At 49.9% G+C, this 24283-nt stretch carries 20 protein-coding genes and 1 riboswitch; of the genes, 13 read left to right on the forward strand and 7 right to left on the reverse strand.

The annotated features are described in order from the left end of the window. Positions 1-2: 2 nt before the first annotated feature. Positions 3-1568, forward strand: a complete 1566-nt coding sequence (gene hcp / locus BLW33_RS07290; protein ID WP_242911623.1) for a hydroxylamine reductase — start codon at positions 3-5, stop codon at positions 1566-1568. A 13-nt stretch (positions 1569-1581) separates the two neighbouring features. Here the strand turns inward: hcp and BLW33_RS14570 are convergent, their stop codons facing one another. From BLW33_RS14570 to BLW33_RS07300, 3 genes are read right to left on the reverse strand one after another with little or no spacing between them, the layout of a single operon-like run. Next, the gene (locus BLW33_RS14570) at positions 1582-1878 is read right to left on the reverse strand and encodes a DUF6179 domain-containing protein (protein WP_410173255.1); all 297 of its coding nucleotides are present in this window, start codon (positions 1876-1878) and stop codon (positions 1582-1584) included. Continuing rightward, on the reverse strand, positions 1869-2432 hold the full coding sequence (locus BLW33_RS07295; RefSeq protein ID WP_090307009.1) for a GNAT family N-acetyltransferase: 564 nt from the start codon (positions 2430-2432) through the stop codon (positions 1869-1871). The genes BLW33_RS14570 and BLW33_RS07295 overlap by 10 nt, the downstream gene beginning before the upstream one ends. Next, complete coding sequence (locus BLW33_RS07300; RefSeq protein ID WP_090307012.1) at positions 2429-3508, reverse strand: alanine/ornithine racemase family PLP-dependent enzyme; 1080 nt, start codon at positions 3506-3508, stop codon at positions 2429-2431. The genes BLW33_RS07295 and BLW33_RS07300 overlap by 4 nt, the downstream gene beginning before the upstream one ends. A gap of 184 nt (positions 3509-3692) precedes the next feature. Here BLW33_RS07300 and leuS point away from each other — a divergent pair, with 184 nt between their 5' ends. The 3 genes from leuS to gdhA all read left to right on the forward strand — a co-directional run bounded on the left by leuS (position 3693) and on the right by gdhA (position 8107). Continuing rightward, positions 3693-6104, forward strand: coding sequence for a leucine--tRNA ligase (gene leuS, locus BLW33_RS07305; RefSeq protein WP_090307014.1), 2412 nt, complete (start codon positions 3693-3695; stop codon positions 6102-6104). Between the two features lie 23 nt (positions 6105-6127). Then, positions 6128-6610: a ribonuclease HI gene (gene rnhA, locus BLW33_RS07310; RefSeq protein ID WP_090307018.1), complete on the forward strand. Its 483-nt coding sequence runs from the start codon at positions 6128-6130 to the stop codon at positions 6608-6610. Between the two features lie 162 nt (positions 6611-6772). Continuing rightward, positions 6773-8107, forward strand: coding sequence for an NADP-specific glutamate dehydrogenase (gene gdhA, locus BLW33_RS07315; RefSeq protein WP_090307020.1), 1335 nt, complete (start codon positions 6773-6775; stop codon positions 8105-8107). A 69-nt stretch (positions 8108-8176) separates the two neighbouring features. Here the strand turns inward: gdhA and BLW33_RS07320 are convergent, their stop codons facing one another. Next, positions 8177-9532, reverse strand: a complete 1356-nt coding sequence (locus BLW33_RS07320) for a M20/M25/M40 family metallo-hydrolase (RefSeq protein ID WP_176966658.1) — start codon at positions 9530-9532, stop codon at positions 8177-8179. A gap of 116 nt (positions 9533-9648) precedes the next feature. Here BLW33_RS07320 and BLW33_RS07325 point away from each other — a divergent pair, with 116 nt between their 5' ends. Then, positions 9649-12027 (forward strand): ATP-dependent DNA helicase, encoded by a 2379-nt coding sequence (locus BLW33_RS07325; protein ID WP_242911624.1) that lies wholly within the window; start codon positions 9649-9651, stop codon positions 12025-12027. 19 nt (positions 12028-12046) lie between these two features. Then, a riboswitch (TPP riboswitch) is annotated at positions 12047-12152 on the forward strand. A gap of 54 nt (positions 12153-12206) precedes the next feature. Next, a complete protein-coding gene (thiC, locus tag BLW33_RS07330) occupies positions 12207-13514 on the forward strand; it encodes a phosphomethylpyrimidine synthase ThiC (protein WP_090307026.1) in 1308 nt (435 codons plus the stop codon). Between the two features lie 132 nt (positions 13515-13646). Here the strand turns inward: thiC and BLW33_RS07335 are convergent, their stop codons facing one another. Together BLW33_RS07335 and BLW33_RS07340 are read right to left on the reverse strand one after the other, a co-directional pair. Then, a complete protein-coding gene (locus BLW33_RS07335) occupies positions 13647-14405 on the reverse strand; it encodes a peptidylprolyl isomerase (RefSeq protein WP_090307029.1) in 759 nt (252 codons plus the stop codon). Between the two features lie 84 nt (positions 14406-14489). Then, positions 14490-15431 carry a sugar-binding transcriptional regulator gene (locus BLW33_RS07340; RefSeq protein ID WP_090307031.1) on the reverse strand — a complete coding sequence of 314 codons (942 nt, stop codon included), beginning with the start codon at positions 15429-15431 and terminating at the stop codon, positions 14490-14492. A 256-nt stretch (positions 15432-15687) separates the two neighbouring features. Between BLW33_RS07340 and BLW33_RS07345 the strand changes: the two genes are divergently transcribed. From BLW33_RS07345 to BLW33_RS07375, 7 genes are all read left to right on the forward strand, one after another. Then, complete coding sequence (locus tag BLW33_RS07345; RefSeq protein WP_090307034.1) at positions 15688-16731, forward strand: glycerol-3-phosphate dehydrogenase; 1044 nt, start codon at positions 15688-15690, stop codon at positions 16729-16731. A 94-nt stretch (positions 16732-16825) separates the two neighbouring features. After that, entirely contained in the window at positions 16826-17473 is a 648-nt protein-coding gene (locus tag BLW33_RS07350) for an HAD family hydrolase (protein ID WP_090307037.1), read from the forward strand. Between the two features lie 143 nt (positions 17474-17616). Further along, positions 17617-20562: a vitamin B12-dependent ribonucleotide reductase gene (locus BLW33_RS07355; RefSeq protein ID WP_090307039.1), complete on the forward strand. Its 2946-nt coding sequence runs from the start codon at positions 17617-17619 to the stop codon at positions 20560-20562. A gap of 70 nt (positions 20563-20632) precedes the next feature. Then, positions 20633-21046 carry a metallopeptidase family protein gene (locus BLW33_RS07360; protein ID WP_090307043.1) on the forward strand — a complete coding sequence of 138 codons (414 nt, stop codon included), beginning with the start codon at positions 20633-20635 and terminating at the stop codon, positions 21044-21046. Further along, positions 21021-22457, forward strand: coding sequence for a MocR-like pyridoxine biosynthesis transcription factor PdxR (pdxR, locus tag BLW33_RS07365; RefSeq protein WP_090307046.1), 1437 nt, complete (start codon positions 21021-21023; stop codon positions 22455-22457). Before BLW33_RS07360 ends, pdxR begins: the two co-directional genes overlap by 26 nt. A 65-nt stretch (positions 22458-22522) precedes the next feature. Beyond that, entirely contained in the window at positions 22523-22897 is a 375-nt protein-coding gene (locus BLW33_RS07370) for a DUF134 domain-containing protein (protein WP_090307100.1), read from the forward strand. Continuing rightward, complete coding sequence (locus BLW33_RS07375) at positions 22897-23292, forward strand: NifB/NifX family molybdenum-iron cluster-binding protein (RefSeq protein WP_090307048.1); 396 nt, start codon at positions 22897-22899, stop codon at positions 23290-23292. Before BLW33_RS07370 ends, BLW33_RS07375 begins: the two co-directional genes overlap by 1 nt. Before the next feature lie 100 nt (positions 23293-23392). Here BLW33_RS07375 and BLW33_RS07380 read toward each other — a convergent pair whose 3' ends face one another. Beyond that, positions 23393-24172, reverse strand: coding sequence for a DeoR/GlpR family DNA-binding transcription regulator (locus tag BLW33_RS07380; protein ID WP_090307051.1), 780 nt, complete (start codon positions 24170-24172; stop codon positions 23393-23395). Between the last annotated feature and the right edge of the window lie 111 nt (positions 24173-24283).

The following is a 24283-nucleotide window of genomic DNA, read 5'->3' on the forward strand; positions in this document are numbered from 1 at the left end:
AAATGGCAAATCAAATGTTTTGTTTCCAATGTGAACAGACAGCAAAAAGTATGGGGTGTACCGGTGGAGCAGGTGTCTGTGGTAAGAAAGCGGACACGGCGAACCTACAGGATGAACTGACGGATTCCCTCATCGCCCTGGCGAGGACCATGGACGGAAAAGACCGACCGGAAAAGGCTGACCACCTGATGGTGGATGGCTTATTTACCACAGTGACCAACGTCAGCTTTGATAATGAATCCTTAAAGGGTTTAGAGGAAGAGATTCTCAGGCTGGTGGATGAATTCAATCCAGTTGTTGAATCCTTTGATATCCATGGGATGTGGTTGACCGAGCACGAAGATATCCGCTCCTTAAAATCCCTGATTCTGTTTGGCCTGCGTGGAATGGCGGCCTATGCCCATCATGCCAGGGTTTTGGGTTATGTAGATCCCAAGGTGAATGATTTCTTCTTCGAAGGAATGCGCGCAGTGGGGAGCAACCTCGATGCCGATGCACTGTTGACACTGGTTCTAAAGCTTGGGGAAATCAATCTGGCTTGTATGGCCCTCTTAGATCAGGCCAACACCGAAACCTACGGAACCCCTGTCCCAACAACCGTGGATTTGACCATTGAAAAGGGACCATTTATTGTGATTACAGGCCATGACCTCCACGATCTCAAGCTTCTGTTGGAACAAACCCAGGGGAAGGGCATCAATATTTATACCCATGGGGAAATGTTGCCGGCTCATGCTTATCCCCAGCTTAAGGCGTATCCCCACTTAAAGGGGAACTTTGGGACGGCCTGGCAAAATCAGCAGAAGGAATTTGCAGAGATTCCAGGGCCCGTTTTGTTTACCACCAATTGCCTGATGCCAGTACGGCCTTCTTATGCAGACCGGGTTTTCACAACTTCGGTGGTGGCCTATCCGGAAATGGTCCACATTGGCGAAGCCAAGGATTTCACCCCGGTTATTGAAAAAGCCCTGGAGCTGGGTGGTTATTCCGAGGATCAGTCTTTGACGGGTATTAATGGTGGGACCCAGGTTACCACTGGCTTTGGCCATGGGACGGTTCTCTCCGTTGCCGATACGGTGATTGACGCCGTAAAGGGTGGGGATATCAGCCACTTCTTCCTGGTTGGCGGCTGCGATGGCGCCCGTCCGGGTCGGAATTACTACACGGATTTTGTGAAGCAAACACCTGCGGATTCCATTATCCTGACCCTGGCATGTGGGAAATATCGCTTTAATGACCTGGATCTGGGGACCATCGGTGGTTTGCCCCGGATTATGGATATGGGTCAATGTAACGATGCCTACAGTGCCATTCAGGTAGCGGTGGCCCTGGCGGATGCCTTTGGCTGTGGGGTGAATGAACTCCCCCTTTCCATGGTATTATCCTGGTATGAGCAAAAAGCAGTCTGCATTCTCTTGACCCTGCTTTATTTAGGCATCAAAAACATTTATTTAGGACCAACACTCCCTGCTTTTATTTCTCCAGGGGTTCTGGATCTTTTAGTTAAAAATTACAATATCCATCCGACGACGACTCCAGAAGAGGATTTACAGGTGATCCTGGGTTAATAATCCACAGGTTTTATCCTAAAGCATTAAAACGATAAAACAGGCCTTCCAGGGAATGGGGAACCGCCCCGTGGTGGAGCCGTGCCGCAAAAGAAGGTAGAATCGAAAAGAGATACGGTGGCAAATCCTGTACCCTTGGGAAGACCTGAAGACAAAGAACCTCTGTCAAATGATGGAGGTTCTTTTTAATCGCGCTCTGACTCAAGGGGGAGAGGATTTCCGTTAAACGATGGATCTGCCCTGCGTTCAGGGAAAGGGACGCCCCATTGCCACAAACCTTAGCGGACGAACAACCCTTTCTCAGAGTGATGGTGAATCAAAAACACTGGGCTGGAAATAGGATGGCAGTGGGATTGTGGGGAGCATGGTCAGGACCGCAGAGACCTCCTCCTTGGTGATTTGGCACTCATAGGACAGGAGGTCATAGCAATGGCCCCGTTCCTCGTAGCTGACGCCGGTGGGGGTCAGGTCATTGCGGAGATAAAAAACCAAGCGCTTGTGCCGCTGCTCGGGGTTGTAGGCACCGGACTGCCAGGGGGCTTCAATGCATAAAAACAGCCGTTTATGCTGATGGACCGCCTTTAAATGGTCCAGGATTTTGGACCCATATCCCTGGCCATGGAAGGCCTCATCGGTTGCAAAGTAAGCAATATACAAAAGATCCCCATGGTAAATGAGGAAGGTGAAGCCCACCAATTGGTTATCATCCATGTAAGCCACCCATTTGCCCCTGCCCAGGCGAATTAATTGGTCAAACAAAAAAGCCGGCATCCGTTCAACGGGGGGGAATCCTTGGTAATAAAGGGCTTTGACCTGCGCATAAAGATGGGACCCCTTGGGGACGGGAAGGGCGTGTATGGTCATAAGCCCTCCGATCCATCGACGATTATTTTTTCAATATAAGGTGAGGTGTTGGCGTGGAGGCCGGCACCATAATTGCATCGGAAGGCGATGATGCTGCCCGGCAACACCTTCCGGGGGCAATCGGTAATATCAAGGATGAGATGGTCCGAGCTGGCGGCAATGATTTCGATGTCCGGATCCAGGGGAGTGAGGCCCTCGGGGTCGGTATCCTGTTGTCCCAGGGCACAGATGGCCCGGTGGCGGATGCCCTTGTCCTCAAAGACCGGTTCATTCCCAAAGGCATCCTTTCCCACCTTCCCAATGGGGACGGAGGGCTTGTCCTTCACCTCAATGACCTCGGTCTCTAAAATAAAGGTATGGTGGTGGAGCTCGGGGTACCAAAGGTGGTTGGAAACATCGGTCCCGTAGAGAATCAGCTCGCCCACCCGCAGGTTATTGATACATTGGGGGAGAATGCCATCCTTAATCATATAAAAGGTGCTGCTGGCACCGCCGGAGGTAATGGGACAGCTTACCCCGAAGCGTTCCTTCAGGGCCTCCTGCATTAAAGCGAATTTCTCATAGGTTTCTACTGTAGGGACGATGGCACCGGTGCAGGAGAGATTAACCCCAATCCCCATGAAGGTAATATGCGTAAGGGTGAGGATGGTCTCCATGGATTGACAGAAATCCTCAATATCAAAATAGCCCTCCCGCAAATCTCCAAGATCGACCATCACGATGATTTGATGGTTTTTTTTATGCCTGGCCGCGGCAGCATCCAGCGCCTGGATTACAGAGACCTCAGAATTAACGGAAAGATCGGCATATTTTACCACATTCTCCACCTCGGAGGGCATGGGAATACGAATGAGCCATTTTTCGCAATCTAGGGTTTGAATCTTTTTTAGATTTTCAATGCGGGCATCTCCGATGGCATCGACGCCCCCACGCAGAAGGGCCTGGGCCACATCCGGATTTTGACAGGTATTTTTGTTTATACCAGTTACGGTGAGTCCGAGGGCTCTGGCCTGGCCAACCACCCACTGGGCATTTTCTTCGATTTTTTTTGTATGGATTAAAAGTCTGGGATACATAACTACCTCTTTTTCAATTATCATGAAGCCTAGTATACCAAAGGGCTGGGGAAAGGTAAAGTGTAACCAGGGGAAACAAGGAAAAGACAAGCAAAATGGTGAAAAGATTGACAGTTAATCACCCCTTGTTTATAATAAAAGATATGTCTAAAACACAATCGAGAGATTACTTTGGGAGGAACCAATGGAAAGATATAATCATACCGCAATTGAAAAGAAATGGCAGAAGGAGTGGGAAGAAGACCGCGTTTTCGCCATCGAAGAAAAGAGTGACAAGCCCAAATTTTATGGCCTTGTAGAATATCCCTATCCTTCAGGGGTTGGGCTGCATGTCGGGCACGTCCGGGCATACACCTCCTTAGAGGTTATTTCCAGAAAAAGACGGATGCAGGGCTACAATGTCTTGTTTCCCATCGGATGGGATGCCTTTGGTCTGCCCACAGAAAACTATGCCATTAAGACAGGGCGCCATCCCCGGGATGTAACGGATGAAAATATCAAGGTTTTTACCCAACAGCTCAAGGCCATCGGCTATTCCTTCGACTGGGATTGCGAAATTGATACCACAGACCCCAATTATTACAAATGGACCCAATGGATTTTTCTCCAGTTATTTAAGCATGGCCTGGCCTATCGCAATCGGACCTACGTTAATTTTTGCAGTGGCTGTAAGGTTGTTCTGGCCAACGAAGATTTTAGGGATGGTAAATGTGATCGCTGCGGCAGTGAAGTGGTCCAGCTGGAAAAAGATGTCTGGTTCCTTAAAATTCGGGAATATGCAGAAAAACTATTAAAGGGATTGGACGATGTCGATTATTTACCCCGTATCCGATTAGAACAGGAAAACTGGATTGGTAAGTCGACAGGCGCTGAGGTAGACTTTGATATTGCAGGGTATGATAAAAAGCTGAGGGTCTTTACCACCCGGCCGGACACTCTCTTTGGAGCCACCTTCATGGTGATCGCCCCGGAACATCCCCTTATTGAGGAGCTAGCCGGCGATATTACCAATATGGATGCGGTGACGGATTATCAGGAGGCCGCCAAACGGAAAACCGAATTTGAACGGGTTCAGCTGGCTAAGGATAAAACCGGGGTCCGCATTGAAGGCATTACGGCCATCAATCCAGCCACGGAAAAGGAAATTCCGATCTTCATTGCCGATTATGTCATGATGGGCTACGGCACCGGAGCCATTATGGCGGTTCCAGCCCACGATACCCGGGACTGGGATTTTGCAAAGAAATTCGATCTTCCCATTATCGAAGTCATCCGGGGTGGCAATATTGAGGAAGCGGCCTACACGGATACCAGCAGCGGGGAAATGGTGAATTCCGGCTTTTTAGATGGAATGGAAGTTAAGTCCGCCATTACCGCAATGATTTCCCATCTTGAAAAAGGAGGCCGCGGCAAAAAGACCATCAACTATAAAATGAAGGATTGGGCCTTTAATCGCCAACGCTATTGGGGAGAACCCATTCCCATTATCCACTGCCCCCACTGCGGCATGGTGCCGGTACCGGAAGAGGAACTGCCCTTAGAACTCCCCATGGTAGAAAGCTACGAGCCCACCGATACCGGGGAATCACCCCTGGCCGCCATGACGGACTGGGTGAACACTACCTGTCCGGTTTGTGGCGGGCCTGCCAAGCGCGAAACGGATACCATGCCCCAATGGGCAGGTTCCAGCTGGTATTTCCTGCGCTATTTTGATAACAAGAACGCCGATGCCCTGGCGGATCCTGAAAAGATGAAGTATTGGCTGCCGGTGGATTGGTACAATGGCGGGATGGAACACGTCACTAGACATTTGCTCTATTCTCGGTTCTGGCATCAATTCCTCTACGATATAGGGGTTGTTCCCACCAAGGAGCCCTATAAAAAACGGACGGCCCAGGGCCTCATCCTTGGCAGCGATGGCGAAAAGATGTCGAAGTCCAAGGGGAACGTGGTAAATCCCAATGATATCATCGATGAATTTGGGGCGGATACCCTGAGGACCTATGTCATGTTCATCGGGGATTATGAAAAAGCCGCACCCTGGTCTGAAAATGGTACCAAGGGCTGTCGGCGTTTCCTGGAACGGGTCTGGAAGCTCCAGGAAATCCTGGTGGATGGTGAGGAATACAGCCCCGCATTGGAAACGGCCATGCACAAGACCATCAAAAAGGTGGATGGCGACTATGAAGAAATGAAGTACAACACCGCCATTGCCGCTTTAATGTCCCTTCTCAATGATTTTAACAAGGAAGGCAAGGTCACCAAGGCTGAATTTAGAACCTATCTCCAGCTACTCTATCCGGTAGCGCCCCATATGACGGAAGAGCTTTGGGAAATGGCTGGATTTGAAGGTTATCTTCACGCCTCAGAGTGGCCAGTCTACGACGACGCTAAAACCGTGGATGCGGTCATTGAGATGGCCGTACAGATTAATGGGAAGGTCCGGGGGAAGATTACCCTCCCCGTTGCCGCTGATGCCGAGGAGGCAAAAGCCATTGCCCTGGCCAATGAAAATATCCAGAACTATGTTGAAGGTAAGAACATTGTCAAAGAAATCTATATTCCAGGAAAGATTTTCAATATCGTTGTAAAATAGTGATTGAGAATGAGGGTGCATTCATGAAACAGATTGAACTCTACACCGATGGCGGATGCCGGGGGAATGGAAAATCCGATAAAAATATCGGGGCCATCGGCGGGATACTCCTATATCCGGAAAAAAATGCCAGGAAGGAGTATAACCGGGCCTATCCAAACACTACCAATAATCAGATGGAGCTGTTGGCCGTTATCGAAGGGCTGAAAATGTTAAAGGAACCCTGTGAGGTGGTCATCCATAGCGATTCGGCCTATGTGGTCAACGCCTATTTACAGAATTGGGTAGGGGGCTGGAAAGCCAAGGATTGGAGCCGTGGTAAGGCTGGTCCCCTTAAGAATCGAGAACTTTGGATGGAGCTGGATTCCCTGGTGGAACGCCACAAAACCACTTTCAAAAAGGTCAAAGGTCATGCTGATAACCCCCTGAATAATCGGGCAGATGAATTGGTCAATACGGCCATGGACGCCTATTTAAAAGCAAAAAAAGAGAGCGAATTTCTCTAGGAAGGTGCATTAAAATTCACAGTAGTTGGATTTTAATGCGCCTTTTGTTTTTGAAAAAGTACACAGTTAGATGATTTTTTTCTGGTAATCCAGAGGGTGTAATGATAAAATTACCGATGGATAATGTATACAGATTTGTGGAAAACAGGAGGAAGCAGTTTTATGTCATATGTTAATGAGATTTATGAAAAAGTTGTTGCTAAAAATCCCAGCGAACCAGAGTTTCACCAAGCCATTAAGGAAGTGTTAGACTCCATCGCTGTTGTTATCGAAGCCAATGAAGAAGAATATCGGAAGCTCGGTTTACTCGAACGGTTGGTCGAACCAGAAAGACTGATCGCTTTCCGTGTGCCGTGGGTTGATGATAATGGTCAGGTACAAGTCAACAAGGGGTTCCGGGTACAGTTTAACAGCGCCATTGGACCTTATAAGGGCGGCCTTCGTTTCCACCCTTCGGTCAATCAGGGGATTCTTAAGTTTTTAGGATTTGAACAGATTTTTAAAAACAGTCTCACCGGCTTACCCATTGGTGGGGGCAAGGGTGGTTCCGACTTTGACCCTAAGGGCAAATCTGAAATGGAAGTGATGCGTTTCTGTCAAAGCTTCATGACAGAACTGTACAAATATATCGGTGCTGACCAAGATGTCCCTGCAGGCGACATCGGTGTCGGCGGACGTGAAATCGGGTATTTGTTTGGTCAATACAAGCGAATCACCGGCTTATACGAAGGAGTCCTCACCGGTAAGGGCTTAACCTGGGGTGGCTCTTTAGTCCGTACCCAGGCAACTGGCTATGGCGCCATCTATATCTTGGATGAAATGTTAAAGCAGAACGGCAAGGAGCTTGCTGGAAAGACTGTCTTGATTTCCGGTTCTGGGAATGTGGCCATCTACGCCACCGAAAAATGCCAGCAGCTGGGAGCCAAGGTTGTGGCCATGAACGATTCCAACGGCTATATCTACGATCCCAATGGCATTCAGCTTGATATCATCAAGGACATCAAGGAAGTCCGTCGTGGACGGATTAAGGAATATGTGGAAGCGGTTCCCACAGCCACCTATACTGAAGGTAAAGGCATCTGGACCATTCCTTGCAATATCGCCGTTCCCTGTGCAACCCAGAATGAAATTGATCTGGAAGATGCCAAGACCCTCGTGGCTGGCGGTGTCATGGCGGTGGTGGAAGGCTCCAATATGCCGACAACCTTGGAAGCCACTGAATACTTCCAGGAAAATGGAATTCTCTTTATGCCAGGTAAGGCAGCCAATGCCGGAGGGGTTGCAACCTCTGCCTTGGAAATGTCCCAGAATAGCCAACGTCTGAGCTGGACATTTGAAGAAGTGGATGAAATGCTCCAAAATATCATGGTTGATATCTATCGGAAAACGGCAGATGCAGCAGAACGCTATGATTTGGCGGGCAATTTTGTTGCTGGTGCCAACATCGCCGGCTTTGAAAAAGTGGTGGATGCGATGATGAGTCAGGGTATTGTATAATACGTAGCATAAAATAATTTAAAACCACCTTCCGAGTGTGATTCTTACCCTTGGAAGGTGGTTTTTAGTTTAATCAACGGTTCCAAAATCGATGATGAAGTCGGTTAAAAAATCGATGGCCTGTCCAAGGCCGGTGATAGAAAGACGTTCGTCAATTCCGTGGATGCCCGCCCGCTCAGCCGGGCTGGTGAGGACAGGGACAAAGCGGAATACCGCGTCACTGAGGTCTTGGTAATGCCGGGCATCGGTCCCACCGAGGGTGAGGTAGGGGACAACGACGGTATCGGGGAAGTCCATTTCGATACAGGTGGCCAAATAGTCAAAGGTTTTAGCGGAATAGTCTGAAAGGGGTGTGGCAACTTGCTCCAGAAGGACCTCGAATTCTAAAGTGTATTCCCCGGAAAACTCCTGGAGGTACCCTATGATGTCCTCTGAGGTGTCCCCGGGCAGGGTCCGGCAATTGAAAATCACACTGGCAGCGTTTGGAAGAGCGCCCACTGTTTGTCCGCACTCCAAAATCGTGGGGACTACTGTTGTCCTTACCATAGCGGCAGTAAAGGGGGTTTTACTGAATGCGCGATGAATTAGAGGGGCTGCCAGTTCAGGACGACTGAATATTTGTGCCTTTCCCATTTTGTAAAATGGAGCGATGGTCTGTAACAAATCGCCAATGGGTGGGGCAATCCGTGGGGGCATGGGATGCGCTGCCAAACGGGCGAGGACTTCCACAAGGCCGTTCACCGCCGTTTGGCTCGGGGGGACGGCGGCATGGCCACCGGGACCGCGGACGGTCATCTTCAGATTGATATGCCCCTTTTCTCCAACGCCCACAAAGGCGATGGGATTGTGGCATTCCGGAAAGAAGCCCTCAAGGCACATGCCCCCTTCGTCCAGGATACACTCAAACCTGAGATTCTGATCCTTGAAAAACCGGGCGATGCGGGGGGCCCCCAGATGCCCGCCAAGCTCTTCATCAAAGCCAATGGCCACATAAATATCCCGTTCCGGCTGCTGCCCTTTTTCAAGAATACCCTCCAGGGTTTCATACAGGGCGATGACCATGGATTTATCATCGTAGGCACCACGTCCCCAAATGTATCCATCGGCAACGGTTCCAGAGAAGGGGGGATACCGCCACGCCTCCATGGCCTGGTCTTCCACAGGAACGACATCGTAATGGGCAAGGAAAAGAAGGGGAAGGGCGTCCCGGTTCATACCCTTCATATGGAGGACTAAGCCATAGCCGTTAATCCGGGTGTGCTCTAACTCGGAATGGCATAGCGGATAAGTCCGGGTCAGAAATTCAATAAATCCATCAAAGGGAGCGAAATCCCAGGCGGTGGATTGATGGGTTGATATGGTTTTATAGGTAATGGCTTCAGATAAATGGGCCGTTGCCTGTTCTAATTGCCTTTTTCGAATCATAGATGCTCCTAAAAAGATGTTCTGTTTTCTTAAGAATACTGCATAAGCCATGTAATTGCAAGATTTACAGGATGGTTTATGCTAGAATATTAAGGATTATGAAAGGTGGGTTGGGTGTGGATGATGTTGTATTATCGGTTCGGGATTTAGTGGAATTCATCCTACGTTCGGGAAGCATTGATAACCGATTTTCAGGATTTGACCGTGCACAAATGGGGGCTCGAATCCACAGGCAGCTGCAAAAAAATGCAGGGCCGGATTATTCAGCCGAGGTTACCTTAAAGGATACTACCACCATAGACGAGATTACTTTTTATGTCCAGGGCCGGGCGGATGGCATTATCCGAAATGCCCTGGGGGTCACCATTGATGAAATCAAAACCACGGCTATGGACTTGGCGCTTTTAGAGGAAGAGGACCGGCCCGTTCATTGGGCCCAGGCCAAGTGCTACGCCTGGTTTGTGGCGAAAGAAGAGGGTCTGTCATCCATCTCGGTACGGCTAACTTACTGCCAGATTGAAACCCGGGAGACCCGTTTTTTTATAAAGGTTTTTCGGTATGAGGAGCTTGAAGCCTTTTATTTAGAGCTTTTGGGGGAATACCTGCACTGGGCCCGGATGAAAGAGGCCTGGGGGAAAAAGCGGAACCAAAGCGCTGTGGACCTGGAATTTCCATACCCAAAGTACCGCAGGGGGCAGCGGGAGATGGCGGTGGCCGTCTATAACACCATTCGCCGCCAGGAGCGGTTATTCTGCCAGGCTCCAACGGGGATTGGAAAGACCCTTTCGGTGCTCTTTCCCTCCATGAAAGCCCTGGCCCAGGGCTTCGGCCATCGGGTGTTCTATCTAACGGCGAAAACCATCACCCGTCAGGTTGCCGAGGAGACGGTGGCCCTTTTACGGCAAAAAGGGCTGAGGGCTAAAGGTGTGACCCTGACGGCGAAGGATAAAATTTGTTTTTTAGAGGAACGCAGCTGTAATCCTGAGGATTGTCCCTATGCCCGGGATTATTTTTCAAAGGTCAATGGGGTGGTCTACGCCATGCTGGCCGAAGAAGAAGCCTTCACCCGGCCGGTCATCGAGAAATGGGCCAGGGATGCCATGCTCTGCCCCTTTGAGCTATCCCTTGATCTTGCGGGATGGGTGGATATTATCATTGGGGACTATAATTATCTCTTTGATCCCGTGGTTGCCCTCCAGCGCTTGTTTAACACGGGAGAAAGGGATTCGTTGTTTTTGGTGGACGAGGGACATAATCTGGTGGATCGGGCCCGGGGAATGTACTCCGCCAGCCTGCGAAAGTCAAGCTTTTTAGCCTTAAAGCGCAGCCTGGGCGGGAAGAAGGACAGCTTTTATAAAGCCGTGGATAAGGCAAACCAGGCCTTTATTCTTTTGCGTAAGCAAAATGAGGGGTGTCGGGACCAGACCTATAAGGAGTCTCGGACGCCCTTTAACGAAGCCATCATGACCTTTGGCTTTGCCTATGAAGCCTTTTCCAAAAAGCATCCCGAGCATCCCGCCCTCCAAGACAGCTTAGAGCTTTACTTTGCCGTTCGGAATTATCTTATGGTGTCGGAGTATTACGATGAGGCCTACATCACCAGTGTCACCTGTTTTGGCAGTGAGGTCATCATCACCCAGCATTGTCTTGACCCCTCTAAAATCCTCTCGGCAACCATGGAATTGGGGCGGTCGACCATTCTTTTTTCAGCGACCCTGACCCCCATGGATTATTACATGCAGGTTCTCGGTGGGGGAGAGCAGGCCCGAAAATACGCTTTGCCATCGCCCTTTAGTCCGGAGCACCTGGGCCTCCTTCTGGCGGATGAAATCAGTACCCGCTACACCCTCCGGGAGGCCAGCTACACCCCCATTGCAGAAATGATTGCTGCTTTTATTAGTGGGCGCTGTGGCAACTATATGGTTTTCTTTCCATCCTATGCCTATTTGGAGGCGGTTCGTTTTGTTTTTGAAGAGATGGCAGGGGAAGGGGTTGAGGTTCTGAGCCAGCATTCGGAGATGGATGAGGCTGAGCGGGAGGCCTTTCTGGCCCGGTTTGAGGCGTCCTCAGACATCACCCAGGTGGCCTTCTGCGTTATGGGGGGAATCTTCAGCGAAGGCATTGATTTAAAGGGAGACTGCTTAATTGGCGCGGTCATCGTTGGGGTTGGCCTGCCCCAGGTGGGCATGGAGCGGAATATCCTTAAAACCTATTATGATGAAAAAATGAATTGTGGTTTTGATTATGCCTATAAGAATCCCGGGATGAATAAGGTCCTTCAATCCCTGGGACGGGTAATCCGGGATGAGGGGGACTTGGGGATGGTCCTCTTAATTGATGAGCGCTTTAGCCGTTATGAATACCGGCGGCTGCTGCCTAGCCATTTACAGCACTTCATCACGGTATCCACCCCTGATGAAGTTAAAGCCCAGGCCCAGGCCTTTTGGCAGCGGGAAAAGAATTCCCGGGAAGCAATTGACAAGAAAGCAAAATAATGATAGTATGATACAATAATTTATCATACAGGGGAGCTCGTGTGCGGGCTGAGAGGAAGTAATCAACTTCGACCCTTAAACCTGATGTGGGTAATGCCAACGTAGGAAGGACGAAGGATGCGAAGGATACCCAAGGGTATCCTTTTTTTATGTATTCAAATTGAGAAAGCAGGGTGCAAATGACGTATACAACACAGATGGATGCGGCCCGTCAAGGGATCATTACAGAGGAAATGAAACGGGTAGCAGAGAAGGAGGGCATTCGAACAGAGGATTTGATGGCCTTAATGGCCCAGGGAAAGGCCATTATTCCTTGCAATAAGAATCACGTGGCCCTGGACCCCGCGGGATTGGGGTCCATGTTAAAAACAAAAATCAATGTCAATCTGGGGACCTCCCGGGATCTAACGGATCTCTCCATGGAGCTTGAAAAGGTACAGAGCGCCGTGGATTTAGGGGCGGAGGCCATCATGGATTTAAGCTCCTATGGGGACACCCAAAAATTTAGACGAATGCTGACAAAGGAATGCCCGGCGATGATTGGGACCGTGCCCATTTATGATGCAGTGGTGTACTACCACAAACCCCTCATTGAGATTACCACCGAGGAATGGCTGGATATCGTCCGGATGCACGCCGAGGATGGGGTGGATTTTATGACCATCCATTGTGGCATTAATAAGGAAACCGCGGTTAAATTTAAACGGAATAAACGACTGATGAATATTGTTTCCCGGGGGGGCTCCATTATTTTTGCCTGGATGGAAATGACGGGGAAGGAGAATCCCTTCTTTGAGCATTACGATGAAATTCTGGATATCTGCCGTCAGTACGATGTCACCATGAGCCTGGGGGATGCCTGCCGACCAGGGTGCCTTCAGGACGCCACGGATGCCTCCCAGATTGAAGAACTGATGACCCTGGGTGAGCTGACTAAACGGGCTTGGGAAAAGGATGTCCAGGTGATGATTGAGGGACCGGGGCATATGCCCATCAACCAGATTGCCGCTAATATGGAAATCCAAAAGACCCTCTGCCACGGGGCGCCTTTCTATGTCTTAGGACCCCTGGTGACCGATGTGGCCCCGGGCTACGACCATATTACCTCGGCCATTGGTGGGGCCATTGCAGCCAGCAATGGGGCGGCATTTTTATGCTATGTGACCCCGGCAGAACATTTACGCTTACCGGATGTGGCCGATGTGAAGGAGGGAATTATTGCGGCCCGTATTGCAGCGCACTCGGCGGATATTGCTAAGGGAATCCCCGGAGCCATGGATTGGGATAATGCCATGAGTGCTGCCCGGAAAAAGCTGGATTGGAAGGGGATGTTCGATTTGGCCATGGATCCGGAAAAGGCTCGGGCCTACCGGGAGTCCAGCCAGCCGGAGAAGGAAGATACTTGCAGCATGTGTGGTAATTTCTGCGCCGTTAAGAACATGAACCGCATCCTCGAAGGCGAGATTGTCTCGATTTTTGATGAATGAGTTTAAAAAAGACAGTGAAGGTTTCGTTCGCCGTCGCAGAGTAATTGAAGGGAGGGGCAGCCCTTTACCTTCAACCCAAAAACCACCGCCCTGAATCAGGGCAGTGGTTTTTTATTGGAAAAGATACGGTTTTTATAACCCGAGTTTGACATCCACGGGATATTCTTTTTTGAGCTCGTCCACTTTGTTGAGATACTGACGGTTTTGCTTTTGGCCCAGGAGGAAGCGGTGGAGGCTTTCTTTAACGGCATCGAAGGGAATGGTTTCACCGGTTTTTTCATCGGTTACCTTGATGATGTGCCAGCCGAATTCCGTTTGTACCGGTTCCTCACTCATTTCACCAACCTTTAAGGCAAAGGCGGCAGCTTCGAAGCCAGGGACCATTTTTCCCTTGGAGAAGTAGCTTAAATCGCCACCCACTTCCTTGGAGGGGCAGATGGAGTATTCTTTAGCCGCTTCTTCAAAGACCTTGCCCCCTTTGATTTCCTCGATGATATCAATGGCCTGCTGCTTGGCGGGCAGGAGGATATGGCTGGCACGGATGGAATCCGGAGCGATGAATTCCTGGGGATGTTCGTCGTAATAAGCCCGGACTTCCGGATCATCCACTGTAAACTGGGACATAAACTGTGTGATCATGTGGGATTTCAGCAGCTTTTCCTTGGCTTCTTCCAATTCTTTTAAAAAGGCTTCGGATTCATCCACTTTTTCGTCCTTGCCTTCTAAATAGAAGAGCTCCTGGGCAATCATTTCTTCCAAAAGGCGTCGTCTGCCTTCCTTGGAGTTAAACTGGGCCTGCTGATCCTGGGGGGCCTGGGCGACTAACATGTCTAGCTGAGACTGCCGAATTTCTTTATCGCCGACGGTTGCCAATACTCTATCTTCATTCATTATTATAAAATCTCCTTTTTAAATCGTAATGCAATGCTAAAATAGTATCGTTTAACGGGGTGTTTGTCAAGGAAAACACCGATATCAAAGGGAAAGCAAGGTGCGGACTGTGGGCTCATCAATATAGAGGACATCGACCAGCCCTCCCAGGAGGCAGGCACGGATGGCCGCTGCCTTTTCCTGGCCCACGGCAATAAGGAGTTTATTGGGGATGGCCCGAATATCCTCCAAGGGTGTGGCCAGGACACGCTTGTCGAGTTCCGGATCAGCCAGACGGCCCTGGGCATCGATAAAGTGGGAGCACACATCCCCCGTGGCACCCCGTTCTTCAATCTCGTGGTACTCTTTATCCGAAAAGCAGCCCATTTCGAAAAGCTGGGACTTCCTGGAGATATTGCCAACAGAATAAATGGCGATTTGACAGTCCTTGGCCATTTTGAATATTTTGTCAATCTGGCTATCGGTGCGAATGGCGGCAGCAATCTCCTTATTATCGACGATGGCTGGGGCAGGGAGGAGGTGGCCACTGGAACCAAAGCACCCGACGAATCCCTTGATGATTTCCATGGCCCCACTTTCGTAGATGACCCGGGAAAAACCGCCGTTGAGTTGGATAACTGAAACCCCGCTGCGTTTAATGGGTTTGAGCTGCGGCAGAAGGGCGGAGAGGGTCCGGCCCCAGGCCACCCCCACAATGCTGTCATTTTCGATGTACCGGGGCAGATCCTCAGCCAGGGCGGTGCAGACGTCCCGGAGGAGTATCTCATCATTTTGAACAATATCCGGTACGATGACGGCTTTACCCAGGGGATACCGTGAAATAAGCTCCGCTTCTAAATCTGAGAAGGAGTGGAGTGGCTCGATAACACGGACTTCCACAAAGCCGAGGTCCATGGCGTTTTTTAGAATTCGGCTTACTGTGGATTTAGAGAGATTTTCCGCAGTAGCAATATCGACCTGGCTCATTTTTAATTCAAAATGCATTTTTGCAATCCGTAAAATCTGATTTACCTTATTTTGATCCATGGCCACCTCCGAAAGATATTTCATCCTTTAAATTTTGTTTCAATTTTATCAGGATAAGATAGGGAGTGTCAAGGGAAATCGTAAAAGAAGGGGTGTGGACCAGCGGACTAAAAGCCTTAACCACAGCAGAAATGAGATTAATTTCCGATATTGAAATATATCCCTAAAATCCTTGACAAAGTGGAAGGATGGGTTTAAACTATAGTCAATAAGAAGCATCGGCTGTAAATTTGAGTGAATCAATAAGGAGTTTAAAATGAGTATAATTACCTTTATCGGCGCTGGACAAATGGCATCAGCATTGACCTTCCCTACTTTTGAAAATGGCCATGAGGTCCGTCTGGTGGGGACCCCCCTGGATGTTCAGATTATTGATCGATTGAGGGAGGATGATTTTCATCTGAATTTAAAGCGGACCCTCCATCATGGGATTCAGTACTACCAGATTGATGAAGTGGATGAAGCGTTAAAGGGTGCCGACGCTGTTTTAGGTGGGGTTTCCAGCTTTGGGGTGGATTGGTTTGCCGAAGAAATTTTACCCATCATTCCAGAAAGCGTTCCCCTGCTGTCAGTGACCAAGGGAATGATCGATCAGGAGGACGGCTCCATGATTACCTACCCTGCCTATTGGGAAAGCTGCTTACCGGAAGGCAGCCGTCTGTCCATCAATGCCATCGGAGGCCCCTGCACCAGCTATGAACTGGCGGATAAGGATCACTCAGCCGTTGCCTTTTGTGGCCATGACATGGAAACCCTAAAATTTTTAAAGGGACTTTTTACAACGGAGTATTACCATATTAGCTTATCCACGGACGTGGTTGGGGTGGAATGTGCAGTGGCCTTAAAGAATGCCTATGCCTTGGGAGTATCCCTAGCGGTGGGTTTGGCTGAACGGCGGGAAGGGGTTGGGGTCCAGCATTACAATTCCCAGGCTGCTTTATTCGGACAATCCGTGAAGGAAATGAAGGCACTGCTGAACATTGTGGATGGTTTAGAGGAAAACATCGTTTATGGTGCCGGGGACCTTTACGTGACCATCTTTGGTGGACGAACCCGGAAAATTGGAACGCTGCTGGGTCGGGGGATGACTTTTAAAGCGGCCATGGAAGAGCTGGCCGGCGTGACCTTAGAATCCATTGTCATTGCAACCCGTACCGCCCGGGCAGTGAAGGCTCTGGCGAAGAACGGCCAGGTTTCCCTTGACGCTTTCCCACTGCTGATGCATGTGGATGCGATTATTAATGAGGGGGCTGAAGTGGATATTCCATGGAAAGCCTTTGAGACGGAAACAGTTCAGTAGGACCAGCCATATCTCCAAGCCGTGGTTTGATTACCACGGCTTTTTAATGTATAATAATTCAATTGCGATTGTATGAAAGCAGGAGGAAGATAAAATGATTAAGGCCATTATTTTTGATATGGACGGAGTAATTATTGATTCTGAAGGGATTTATAAGAAAATCGAAGCTAAGATGTACCGGGATTTGGGGATTGAGATGACCCGGGAGGAATCCCTGATGAATATGGGCATGGGGATTCACAATTGGTGGAAAAAGCTCCAGGTCAAATATCAGTTGAAGGAAGACCCAGAGGTCCTGGCAGAGCAGGAAATCCAGGTCTATTTAGATTATCTTTTCGACGATGAACAGGAGAAGCGGTTTATGGATGGGATTGCAGAGACCTTAGAGGTCTTGTCAGAACGGGGATACCGGATAGGGGTGGCATCCGGCTCTGATGCAGCAGCCGTCGATCGGGTTTTGGCAATCTCTGGCTTCCAGGAATATTTTGCAGCCCGGATTACCGCTTCGGATGTGGTGGTCTGTAAACCCGATCCGGAAATCTTTTTAAAGGCGGCTGAAGCCCTGGAGGTTACACCCGGGGAATGTCTGGTCATTGAAGATTCCTATAACGGCATCTTAGCGGCTAAAGCTGCGGGGATGAGGTGTCTGGCTTATACCAGCGCTCCCGAGGGGATAGTGGACTACTCCTTGGCCGATGGACTCCTCCATCATCACCAAGAGTTAATTAAGGATTTTTTATAAAGCGCATAATGACGGGGCGTGGGGCCTTGGAGGAATGCTTCTGCTTTACATATAAAAAAGTCAAGATATGGTGTCTAAAGTGTGGTATAATTGCATCGCACCTATATATAGTAGGTCAGCAATAACAAGAATTGGAGAACGAAGTGAAGAGCATCAAAGATCTTTTTATGCGTCATTTTACGGCAGAAATTGCCGATGGATCTAAAACAGTATACGATCTTTTTGAGTGGCAGGAGGTTGACGTTACCCTGATGAACTATCAAACGGGTGACATTCTTCTGGAAATGACGGGTCTGGAATTTCCCGGCAACTATTCCCAGAATGCCTGCAATATCATTGCCAGCAAATACTTCCGTCGAAATGGGATTCCCAATGGACGGGGTTATGAATACAGCATGCGGGAAGTGGCGGATCGGATGGTTGGCTTTTGGGCGGATGCCCTAAGAGATGAAGGGATTATCACAACCCAGGACGAGTGGCAGATCTTCTACGATGAATTGGTTTTTGCCCTGCTTTCCCAAATGTGGGCCCCCAATTCACCCCAGTGGTTCAACACCGGGATCAAAAGAAGCTACGGCATTGCCGGGGATTCAGACAGCCTGTACTATTTTGATGAAAAACTGGGGAAGGTGGTGGAATCGCCGGATCGCTTTTCCAGAACCCAGTCCTCAGCCTGCTTTATTTTATCCATTGAAGATAAGCTGCTGGGGGAACATTCTATCTCCGATCATTATGTGAGTGAAACCAAGCTCTTTAAGGGCGGGTCTGGTGTGGGAACTAACTTTTCATCTCTCCGGGGTGAAAATGAAGCCCTGACCAGCGGCGGCCATTCCTCTGGGATGATGAGTTTTTTATTGGGCCTGGACCGGAATGCCGGTGCCATTAAGTCTGGGGGAACCACCAGACGTGCGGCTAAAATGGTCATTGTCGATGTGGACCATCCTGAAATTGAGACCTTTATCGATTGGAAGGTCCGGGAGGAAGAGAAGGTGCGTGCCCTGGGGAAGATGGGCTACGATACCACCATGGACGGGGAAGCCTACCGGACCGTGGCTGGTCAGAATTCTAATAATTCTGTCCGTCTGAACCGAACCTTCATGGAGGCGGTGAAGGATCTCCAGAATAATCCACAGCGGACCATGACCCTGAAGGGCCGGGTGGATCACCAGGTGGACCACGAGGTTTCGGTTGCCAAAATCTGGAATAAAATTAACACAGCGGCCTGGAAATGTGCAGACCCCGGCCTGCAATTTGACGATATTTTTAACGCCTGGCACACCTGTCCCGGTGGCGAGGATGGGGATACGACCCAGAAAAAAAATCGGATCAATGCCACCAATCCGTGTTCAGAGTACGCTTTTTTAGATGATACGGCCTGTAATCTGGCCTCCATCAACATTTATCGTTTCTTCAATGCCAAGACGAAGAAAATCGATGTTGAGCTCTTTGCCCACTTGGCAGGGCTTATCCAGTTGGTTTTGGAAGCCTCCATCCATTGGGGACAATTCCCCACGGTGGATGTGGCAAGAAAGAGCGATTTGTTCCGAACGACGGGTTTAGGCCTGGCCAATACGGCTTCCGTCATCTTAGCCCTGGGCTATCCCTATGATTCCGAGGAGGCCAGAAGCCTCACTGCCGCTCTGGCCGGGATTATGACCGGGCATTCCTATTACGTCTCGGCGCTCATGGCCAGTGCCGTGGGTCCCTTTAAAAAGTACGAGGTGAACAAAAAGTATATGCTTCGGGTCATCCGTAACCACAGTCGGGTAGCGGGGACATTGACGGATGCGCTGGAGGAGATTCCCTATAAGCCAGTATTCATTGACCACCCCATCCTGTTAAGCATGGGCTTTGAGAATATCAGCAGCCGGGTGAAGGATGCTTGGCAGGATGCCATGGAGTATGGCGCGGCCTACGGCTACCGAAACGCCCAGGTGAGTGTCATCGCCCCAACGGGGACGATTTCCTTTGCCATGGATTGTGGGGCGACCTCGGTTGAGCCCTTCTACAATCATGTGGTCTTTAAAAAGCTGGTGGGTGGCGGTTCTATGGAAATCGTTAACCCGGTGATCGAAACGGCGCTGAATACCTTGGGCTACAATAAAGAGGAAATTCAGGATATTATAGAATATATGATGGACAAGGATGAATCCGGTTATATGGTCCACGATACCCTGGAGGGGGCACCCCATTTGAAGACAGAGCATCTGCCAGTCTTTGATACGGCCAATACCATCCGCCCCGAGGGCCATGTGCTCATGGTGGCGGCCATTACCCCCATGATCAGTGGGTCGGTGTCTAAGACCGTCAACCTGCCATCGGATGCTACGGTGGATGAGGTGCGAAATATCCATCTCCTGGCCTATGAGACCGGGGCCAAGGCCATTGCCATTTATCGGGATGGCTGTAAGGCATCCCAGCCCTTATCCTCGGGGAAATCTATTTCTTCGGATGAAGAGCTGGAGGATTGCACTTATAAGGATTTGTTGGCCTTTGCCAAGAAGTGTAACAAAGGGGTGCCTACCCGGAAGAAGCCCAAGGGGGTTCGGAATAGCCGGACCCATTCGGCCAAAATGGGGGATATCGAATTGTATATCACCATTGGCTTTTATGAGGATGATCGGATTTCAGAGCTTTTCGTTTCGACGGATCGGGACGGGACCGTGGTGAAGGGGCTGCTGGCCTCCTTGTCTAAAACGATTTCCCACATGCTCCAATACAATATCCCCCCGGTGGACATCTCTTCCATCTTAAGGGGACAGAAGTATGAGCCTTCGGGATTTGTGTCAAGACACCCTTATATTAAGTATGCTTCTTCGATTTCGGATTTAATTTCCAAGGTCATCGACATTGAGTGTGGGGATTATAGCCGCTGCCAGGTGAAGCCGGCCCATCATCATTATCGTTCGGAGCGGGAGCCCAAGCAGATGACCATGGTGGATTCGGAATCCCTGGGGACTGAAATCGACCTGGCTGAGAGTGAGAAGATCTATGGTGAGGTTTGCTCCAATTGTGGGAGTGACCGTTTAGTGCGTAATGGGACGTGTAAGGTGTGTCTGGATTGCGGGACGACGACGGGCTGCTCCTAAGGAGATGGATCGGGCTGCGTATCAATGGTATGCAGCCTTTTTCGTATTTTGAGAGAAATGGGGTGTCGGGATGATTGGGATTGATGGCTTCCAGGGAATACTGGAGGAGCTGGCCGGCGAACTGCCCAGGGACTTTTATCGGGAACTGAACCGTTTGATCATCCTTGAAGAGGGTGCTAAACGAAGTCCCCAGAGCGTGCCGGAGGCCCCCTTGTACATCATGGGGGAATACACTGTCGATGCCCTGGGGCGGGGGATCACGCTTTATTATGGGTCCTTTGTTCAGGTTTATGGCGGTCTGGCTGAAAAGGATCTGAGGGATGCGATGCGTCGGGTGCTGCGCCATGAATTTCGCCACCATCTTGAATCCTTATCCGGAATCCGGGATCTGGAAATCCTGGACCGGATACAAATGGAAGAATACCGCGCATCCCAGGCCACACAGTCAGGAGGAGACCATGCTGACCTTTGTACTAAAAAATGACCATTACGAGCCCTTGTATCGGCAATTATACCAACAGATCCGACGAGAGATTATGGCAGGGAATTTAAAAACAGGTGAAAAACTAACCTCCAAACGGCAGATGGCCGAGCACCTTAAAATCAGTCAGAATACGGTGGCCGCTGCCTATGACCAGTTGGTGGCCGAGGGCTATATTGAAGCCCGGCCACGCAGTGGGTTTTATGTGACCCCCCTGGAGGATGTCCTGCCGGATACCCCGGTATCGGCACCACCTTCTTTGGATGGGGATTACATGCCAGGTAAAAAGGAGCAATGGGAGTATGATTTTGTGACCAACACCGTGGATGCGTCCTGCTTCCCCTTTCCCACCTGGGCAAAAATATCACGCCAGGTGCTCAGTGAAGAGGATGGAGCCTTATTAAAGGCTGTAGACCCCAGGGGGTACTATCCTTTAAGAAAAGCCATCGTTGATTATGTCCACCAGTATCGTGGGGTACGGTGTACCCCGGAGCAGGTTATTGTGGGGGCGGGCTCTGAGTATCTGCTGGGATTGGCTGTCCAGCTTATCGGTCGGGACCAGCTATATGCCATGGAGAATCCCAATTATGAAAAAGTATACCGTGTCTTGCAGTCTGCCGGGGTATCGGTTTCGCCCATTTCTTTAGACCAAGAGGGGCTATCCATTATCCATTTAAAGGAATCCGGAGCATCGGTGGTCCATACAACACCTTCTCATCAATTTCCTCTGGGGATTATCATGCCCCTTCGAAGAAGGATGGCGCTCCTTAAGTGGGCTGCCGGGGAAAGGGGCCGGTATATCCTGGAGGATGACTATGACAGTGAGTTCCGATTCAAGGGACGGCCTATTCCCGCACTCCAAGGCCTGGATTCATCGGACTGTGTTATCTATTTCAATACCTTTACCCGGAGCCTGGCACCATCCATGCGAATCTCCTATATGATCCTGCCGCCACCGCTTTTAAAGCGCTACTGCCAGTTCTTTTCCTTTTACTCCTCCACGGTGTCCCGCTTTGAACAGCACACCCTCCACCGCTTTATGATGGATGGGCATTTTGAGCGGCATCTCCATCGAATGCATAAAATTTATGGCCGCCGTCGGGATGCCATGGTCGCCGCCATTGGAGGCAATGATCTCAACGGAGAAAATCAAATAACCATTTTGGGGGATAGTGCCGGGCTGCATCTTCTCCTCACCGTAGAAAACGGCATGACGGAAGCAGAGCTGGTGGCCAAGGCCAAGGAAAAGGGAATCCGCGTTTATGGGGTATCCGAGTACTACATTCGTTCAGAGGAACAGATGCCCCGGAATATGGTGGTTCTTGGGTATGCTGGATTTACGGAAGCCGCTATTTACAATGCCATCGGGCACCTGAAAGCGGCCTGGAGAGTTCAGGAGAAAAATGATTATTGACATATGCCGAAAATAAGCGTATGATTGTGTTACTGGCATATGTCAGAAAGAAAGGATGTGAGGGCATGCCAAGACCTTGCAAAAAACGGCGTATTTGTGCAAAACCCCAAAATACGGGTTTAATCCCGGTCCCGATGCGTGATGAGGCCCAGCCGGTTATTCTGGCGATGGATGAATTTGAAACCATTCGGCTCATCGATTTGGAGGGACTGAACCAGGAGGAATGTGCAAAGAGTATGGATATTGCCCGGACGACGGCACAGGCGATTTATAATAGTGCCCGGAAAAAGCTGGCAGTCTGCCTGGTGGAGGGGAGGAGCCTAAAGATTGAGGGGGGGAATGTTATTTTATGTGACCACCCTGCCCGAGGCTGTCATGGCCATTGTCCCCACCGCTGCGCCAAAATGAAGGTTCATTGTCCCCACGAAGGAGGAATTTGATGAGAATCGCAGTAACGTATGAAGATGGTTGGATTTTTCAGCATTTTGGTCACACCGAGCGTTTTAAGGTGTATGATATCCAAGATGGACGGGTAGTGACCGCTACTACGGTAAATACCAATGGCTCTGGCCACGGTGCCCTGGCGGATATCCTCCATAAGCTGGATGTGGATACTCTGATTTGTGGCGGGATCGGTGGTGGCGCCCAGCGCGCTTTATCCGAAGTGGGGATTGATCTATTTGCTGGAGTGAAGGGATCCGCAGATGATGCGGTGGAAGCACTGCTGGCGGGGTCCCTTCAGCAAAATACAGAGGCCAATTGCGACCACCATGGCCACGGGGAAGCGCACCAATGTGGCAGCCAGGGCTGTGGCTCCGGGCATTGCGGGCATTAGAGGGGTAAGGTAAAGGGGGGTGTCCCTTCACTGAGGGCTACCCCTACCGCCCCACTACTTTTATCGACACTTCGTGATGGCAGGTAATGCCATCACTTTTTTAGTTTTTGTTGTCCTGGGCGCAGAGAATGCGGATGTCCTGTTTTTCAAAGTGGGCTTTTAAATCCCCTGGGATGTTGGTATCGGTGATGAGGGTATCGCCGGCTTTCAGTTGACCGACTTTGACAAAATCCTGTTGACCCAGTTTGCTGGAATCGGCCAACAGGATGATTTGATCTGTTAAAGTACGCAGGCGGTCGAAGATGTCCTTTTCCACCAGGCTGTGGTGGTAGAAAATACCATCGGTATCCAGAGCCGTCGCACCAACGAAACAGGCATCAAAATGAAATTGCTCCAGCATGGTGCAGGCGAAATTTCCAGTAGTGGTCAGGGTATTGCTGCGCAGGCTGCCTCCCAGTTGGAGAATAGAAATGCTGTTTCGCGTGCTGAGCTCAGTGGCGACATTTAAGCTGTTGGTGACCACCATGAGCCGCCTTGAATTATCGATCATCCGGGCAAAGTGATAGATGGTGGAGCCCGAAGCAATGAGGACTCGTTCGCCGTCGTACAAAAGCTGAGATGCGGCGTGGCCAATGGCTTCTTTGAGGGGGATGTTAGAATGCAGCCTTAAATGGATGGGCTTCTCCAAAAGAAGATCTTCGTTGTTGATGATGGCACCACCATGGGTTCGTATGATCTTCCCCTGCTCTTCCAGGGTATCCAAATCCCGTCGAATGGTCATAGGGGTAACGTTGTAGACCGAGCAGAGTTGGGATACTTCAACAGTTCCTCGTTTTTCAATCATCTTCCATATTTCTTCAAGTCGTTGTTTTTTTGCCACTTCGGAATCTCCTTAGCCACACATTAGAAATTTTGCAAAAGAAAAGCACCAATGCAAAAATTCTGGATAGAATGAATTGACCCTTCTTTTAGAATGTGCTATTATATGAAC

This window comes from Eubacterium aggregans, from assembly GCF_900107815.1.
GTDB classification, from domain to species: domain Bacteria; phylum Bacillota; class Clostridia; order Eubacteriales; family Eubacteriaceae; genus Eubacterium_O; species Eubacterium_O aggregans.

What these genes read in the sequence shown, in the direction of transcription:
- BLW33_RS07295 (WP_090307009.1), bottom strand. Translation starts at nt 2,432, where the DNA reads ATGACCATACACGCCCTTCCCGTCCCCAAGGGGTCCCATCTTTATGCG.
- BLW33_RS07375 (WP_090307048.1), top strand. Translation starts at nt 22,897, where the DNA reads ATGAGAATCGCAGTAACGTATGAAGATGGTTGGATTTTTCAGCATTTT.
- BLW33_RS07360 (WP_090307043.1), top strand. Translation starts at nt 20,633, where the DNA reads ATGATTGGGATTGATGGCTTCCAGGGAATACTGGAGGAGCTGGCCGGC.
- leuS (WP_090307014.1), top strand. Translation starts at nt 3,693, where the DNA reads ATGGAAAGATATAATCATACCGCAATTGAAAAGAAATGGCAGAAGGAG.
- BLW33_RS07320 (WP_176966658.1), bottom strand. Translation starts at nt 9,532, where the DNA reads ATGATTCGAAAAAGGCAATTAGAACAGGCAACGGCCCATTTATCTGAA.
- rnhA (WP_090307018.1), top strand. Translation starts at nt 6,128, where the DNA reads ATGAAACAGATTGAACTCTACACCGATGGCGGATGCCGGGGGAATGGA.
- BLW33_RS07300 (WP_090307012.1), bottom strand. Translation starts at nt 3,508, where the DNA reads ATGTATCCCAGACTTTTAATCCATACAAAAAAAATCGAAGAAAATGCC.
- hcp (WP_242911623.1), top strand. Translation starts at nt 3, where the DNA reads ATGGCAAATCAAATGTTTTGTTTCCAATGTGAACAGACAGCAAAAAGT.
- BLW33_RS07370 (WP_090307100.1), top strand. Translation starts at nt 22,523, where the DNA reads ATGCCAAGACCTTGCAAAAAACGGCGTATTTGTGCAAAACCCCAAAAT.
- pdxR (WP_090307046.1), top strand. Translation starts at nt 21,021, where the DNA reads ATGCTGACCTTTGTACTAAAAAATGACCATTACGAGCCCTTGTATCGG.
- thiC (WP_090307026.1), top strand. Translation starts at nt 12,207, where the DNA reads ATGACGTATACAACACAGATGGATGCGGCCCGTCAAGGGATCATTACA.
- BLW33_RS07345 (WP_090307034.1), top strand. Translation starts at nt 15,688, where the DNA reads ATGAGTATAATTACCTTTATCGGCGCTGGACAAATGGCATCAGCATTG.
- BLW33_RS07340 (WP_090307031.1), bottom strand. Translation starts at nt 15,431, where the DNA reads ATGGATCAAAATAAGGTAAATCAGATTTTACGGATTGCAAAAATGCAT.
- BLW33_RS07350 (WP_090307037.1), top strand. Translation starts at nt 16,826, where the DNA reads ATGATTAAGGCCATTATTTTTGATATGGACGGAGTAATTATTGATTCT.
- gdhA (WP_090307020.1), top strand. Translation starts at nt 6,773, where the DNA reads ATGTCATATGTTAATGAGATTTATGAAAAAGTTGTTGCTAAAAATCCC.
- BLW33_RS07335 (WP_090307029.1), bottom strand. Translation starts at nt 14,405, where the DNA reads ATGAATGAAGATAGAGTATTGGCAACCGTCGGCGATAAAGAAATTCGG.